Origin of the sequence: Anaplasma marginale str. Florida, from assembly GCF_000215485.1 — a bacterium.
Lineage (GTDB): Bacteria > Pseudomonadota > Alphaproteobacteria > Rickettsiales > Anaplasmataceae > Anaplasma > Anaplasma marginale.
This window is the reverse complement of the sequence record NZ_AFMS01000182.1, coordinates 1-4,157: the sequence shown is the minus strand read 5'-3', so window position 1 is coordinate 4,157 and position 4,157 is coordinate 1. Positions and strand designations below refer to the sequence as shown.

1 protein-coding gene and 1 pseudogene are annotated in these 4,157 nt (G+C 48.8%); both read right to left on the bottom strand.

Annotated elements, in window-relative coordinates; all coding sequences use genetic code 11:
- Positions 1-2,926: pseudogene (gene ankC / locus GAC_RS04980) on the bottom strand (ankyrin repeat domain-containing protein AnkC); the annotation flags it as partial.
- A 681-nt stretch (positions 2,927-3,607) separates the two neighbouring features.
- Positions 3,608-3,922, bottom strand: coding sequence for a ribosome hibernation-promoting factor, HPF/YfiA family (hpf, locus tag GAC_RS04970; RefSeq protein ID WP_010264593.1), 315 nt, complete (start codon positions 3,920-3,922; stop codon positions 3,608-3,610).
- Positions 3,923-4,157: the final 235 nt, after the last annotated feature.

The window sequence follows — 4,157 nt, the reverse complement described above, 5'->3', positions numbered from 1 at the left end:
CTTTTTCTCGTATCTTCTCTAGTAAGACCCGGTGCACTTCAGGGTTACTGTTCCGGGCGGTCCGAGCTATCAGGGCTTTGGTATTGTTCTGATTGCCCAATACATCAATACGCGTGCTAGCTACATCTGCTTGTTGATTAGCGTTAAATTTTTCAGCGAGATCAAACACCCACCTCATCATCGAAGGATTGTTGTGTTGCAATGCCAGATCGGTCATCACGCCGCTGCCCAGCAGGTGTTCCATATCTTTGCTTTGTAGTGCGCCCGTGATGAATGCACATAACGCGCTACGTGACTCCTCGCTCGTGGACATTGCGATATCCATGGGTGTTTTCCCATCGGCATTTTTTTGCGCGATTGCGTCCATCACAAGTGACGATAGCCTTTTGTCGGGTGTTGTGCTAGGCGGTTGTGTAGCGTGGGGCAAAGAAAACAGAATATCCGACCTTCCGGTTTTTACCAGAGTGTGCAGTAGGTTGTCTTTGCTTGCGCCGTATTGCACGCATATTTTGCCAGGGTCCATCTTCCCCAATAGGTGATGCGCCATGGTAAGATTGCCGCCCCTGATCGCGCATTGCAGAGGGGAGCCCAAGGAAGAGAAGCTCTCGTAGTCGGCTTTGAAGGCCAGATTCTGGGTCTGTACTTCGCCAAATCTGGATACGAGCAGGTCCATTTGTGTTGGTGTGCCACGCATTGCTACCAGCGTGAAGATGCTATGCCCAGTTTTGTCGGCGTGGGCTGCTTGCTTGAGGGATTCAAAAGTTTGAAAATCGTCTTTGAGGGTCTTTTTAAATTTGTGCGGTTCATCCGCTGAACTTGCAAGTATAGGAACGTACTTGCTCAGCAATCCATAGTCTCGCAACACTTCATTGTCGTTGTCAATGCGTGCACTTGAGCTGGTACTGGTGCTCGCTGGGCCCTCGACGCTCTGTCTGGGTGCGTACAGCTCGGCCAAGCCTTTTTGCCGCTGTGGGAGCGCAGCGCGTTGCTGTGACACTTGCTCTGTAATCCCTGGGTATTGTCTCTCAAGGACAGCCGACAATCTGTGCGCATTTTCTGGAGCTGCATTTTGCAATATTCTATTGGCGTCAGGTAACGGAATGGATTTTCCGCTCCGCAATATACCCTCAACCATGTTGCTTGCGGTGTCCGGAGCGACCCTAGCCACTTGTATTATGCTCTCTATAGCGTGCTGCAGGTCTTCAGCGTCGGTGCTTACCTCGGCATTTCTGGAGATCTTCTTATGGAATTCAAGCAAGAAGTGTGTTGCTTGCGTGTGACCAGCATCAGAAGCCACTTCCAATACGCTCTTACCTGATATAGGGTCTTCCGCGTATACTGAGTCTGGCATCGCCCTAAATACGGCGCGCATTTTGTCAATGTCCCCGGTACTTGCGAGGCTTAGTGTGCTCCTGAATACCTCTTCCCGTAGCGACTGTATGCCTTCCTCGATGGTACGATCATAATCTGTTGAGCGGCCGCCCAGCGCGACGATGTGCTGTGACACGCCATCAAGGAATTTGAATATTTTATCCCCGTCAGATGAGCTTATCATTTTGCTCACTGCTGAGGTACCAGAACAATTGCGCTGCGATATCGCTTTTAGTATTGTACCAGCCGAGCGATACTCTGCAGTGCGTTCAAGTGTAGTTAGCAAGGTGTCCGCAGTCGGGTTTTTCTGGGCAAATTCGGCTATTTTATCTGCACGAGCGCAACTGGAATTAGGAAATCTGGACACCATACTGCCCAGCAGATTTGGGTTCTCAAGGCTGCGGCTGCGCTCCAGAGCCAGGTTCATATTATCGCTCAGGGCGTGTGATTCTTCTGATCGCGCTCCGATTAGCCTCCAGGCGAGTTGGTAATGCGCTGATGCCGCAACGCAACACATGAAGGTTGCTTTGTCCTCAGATGTCTCTAGTGTGTTATATAGGGCCTCCCACAGGTCAGTTCTTGCATCTCCGGCGTTTAGACACTTAACCAGCCTGTCTGGGTCTTTTAGTAACTCATGAACACACTCTTTAAGCAGGTCTGGTGGGTTGTCCGGCGAGAATTGAGACCCGACAAGCCTGTCGATTATGGATTGATCGTCGCGCTCCAGCCCAACCATGGCCAGCTCTCGGGCATAGCTAGGATTGTCGTTGCACAGAGTATATACGTAGTCATTATTAGCTTCTGCCGCTCTGTAGATTACCGATTTGCCTTCTTTGTCCTTAGCTAGGAGATCTACTTTGGTTGCGACGTCTGGATAATATTCAAATATTCTGGAGTCGTCTGCAGAAAGTTTTCTATAAGCTATGTGCAGCGGGGTTTCACCCAAGCCGTTTTTTTGGTTTAGTAAGTCTACGGCGCTCCCGCCTGCGTTGCTTCCGAGTGGGGTCTCCAATACTGTATCGCGCAGATTCATGGCGAGTGCAATATTGTTCCACTTGCCGGATTCACACGCAGAATGCAAAATGTTGTTGCCAGCTTTGTTTACCCGGTACAAAACGTGCGGATGCAGCTGCGCTAACTTGTTATAGGACTGAACATCGCATTCAATGGTTTTTAACGCGTGGGAGAGGGGAGTGTCACCCATTGCATTACTGGTCCCCCAGTTGACGCCTTTTGTTTCCAACATGGCATCCAGGTATTCTTTGGGGGCTTCGAGTACCATAAATGTTGGCTGATTACCGTTAGGATCCGCCGTGTTGAGGATATCGGGAGTGCAAAATTCCAGAATTGCCTTAAATGCATCTGGGCTCGTATTGGTTTTGCCTTGTGCGAGCGCATATTGCAACAACGGTTTGTTGTCAAAAATTGGACGGCACATCGCGACGGCTTTTTCTTCCGCCGGGAGCGCTTTCAACGCCTTTCGGACACCTTCAGCATTGTTGGTGCGTATTGCTTCTAACAGCTCACTGCGGATGTTGCCAGATCCCCCTTGCATTTGTTATTTTTCTCCGATCATTTTGATTTATGCAGACATTACATGCTAACGGATTACCACAATATTAATTATCTTCTGGAATAACTGCGATAACGCGGAAGCTTGGACATTAGCGAATTATACATACAGAAAACAGAGTAGCTTAAAGACTGATGCCTCTTGAGAAACTGTGCAATGGGAGTAACGTCGTATATGCTAGCTTTGGTTGACATACTACTGCGCACCACAGATGCTCTAACATTGAGTACTAATATCATGCGATGGCCAGATTAAGAAGGACTATATACTACTCCTGAACCGCCGTGAAAGTGCACACCAATGCGGATATACCTACCAACGCATGCAGCGCCGGGGGATATCATGGCACTCCCAAGTACGCTTGCCGCTGTTATGCGCGGCTATTTTACCCCACCACCGCGTTTGTCAGGCTAACTCCAAGCTAGGGTGCTCCCTTTGACACATACCATTCTTTACGATTTTTGTGTTTGTGGACAGCAACGCGGGTATCGACAACAATCCCATTTCCCATGGCTGCTCCTCCTGCAGGCATTTTCCTAAGCGATATCCCCCCTCCTGATATACATATATACAAAGGTATATAGAGGCGCGAGTTTTCAACGCCCGGGCCACCAGCTTCTTCGCTGATGAAGAATATCACTTCATCTCGTCCTTTGTGGCCCTTCAATTTGCGGTGTGGTTTTTATCTGTTTTTTCTTCTTTATACTTACGCAGCCCATTAGCCACGTGCGTGACTGCGGCATCTACGGCCTTGTATACCGTTTCAGCACTTTTTGATGCATTGACAAATTCGTGGTGATCTTCATGTATCGAGACGCACGCAGTAAACATGTGTGCCTCTTTTGCCATGACTACCCTTACGTTAATCTGCGGACTATCGTGCAAGTACTTGCCTAAATGGGAAGAAATACTATCTTCAACATAGGATTTTATGCTTGCTGTCGCCTTGTACCCTCTACATGTGATGATCACGTTCATTGCAACATCTCCCGTACACCAGCAACCATTATACTAGCAAAGTCTTGAAAATTCACTATACTCTACCTATATGGCACCTGTATTGCTAGCAGGTGGTTGTGAAATGGGGAGTGCTTCTGGTATGCTCACAGCGTCGGTGTTTTCTTACATGGGGTCTGACGACCTGGTTTCGTACGTTGCCCAGGTGCGCACATTTCCCATTCTTTCTGAAGAAGAGGAAAAGCGCCTGGCAGAG